The following is a 665-nucleotide window of genomic DNA, read 5'->3' as shown; positions in this document are numbered from 1 at the left end:
GCCATCACCCCGCCGGGCCACGACACGGCCACGCTCTTTGCCCCCACGCCGATCGGCCCCTCGGGCCTCACCCACGGGCCACTGCCCACGGCGTCCCGCACCGGTGCGGGTGCCTGTGGTGGCGGCGGTTCCGGTACGGACACCGGTTCCGGCTGCGATATCGGAGTCAGGGCCCGTCTGGGCGCCAGTGCCGGTCCCGGCATCCGTACCCGTACCCGTACCCGTACGGGAGCCTGCGTCCGTGCCGGTGCCGGTGCTGGTGCTGGTGCGGGAGCCCGTGTCGGTGTCCGGCGCGTGGTCCTGCCCGCGCGGACGGCCCTCGCGCGCCGAGGAGCCGGTGCGCGTAAGGGAGTTGGTGCCGGTACCCGGCATGGAACCGCGACCGCCGTCCAGACCCTCCCCGCGCCCCGAGGAGCCGGTGCCGGTTCGGGAGCCGGTGCCGGTTCGGGAGCCGGTGCCGGTTCGGGAGTTCGTGTCAGCGGTCTGCGCGCGGCCTTGCCCGCTCTCAACGCCCTCGCCGCGCGCCGGTTCGCCCTCGCTGGCCTCTCCCTGCCGCGCGGCCCGCAGCGCCTCCCGCGCAACGTCCGCCGGCCGCCGCCCCGAGCGGTGCACGCCCTCGCTGCCTGACGCCCCAGGCCCGCCATCCTTCGTCTCGGACCTGCCCC

The 665-nt window shown here is 76.5% G+C and carries 1 pseudogene; it reads left to right on the top strand.

The features are described from left to right. Positions 1–627, top strand: a pseudogene (locus tag U9R90_RS36640) (hypothetical protein); the annotation flags it as partial. Positions 628–665: the final 38 nt, after the last annotated feature.

Origin of the sequence: Streptomyces sp. E11-3, from assembly GCF_046540415.1 — a bacterium.
Taxonomy (GTDB): Bacteria; Actinomycetota; Actinomycetes; order Streptomycetales; family Streptomycetaceae; genus Streptomyces.
Note: the sequence above shows the minus strand (reverse complement) of the source record. Positions and strands in the feature narration are given on the sequence as shown.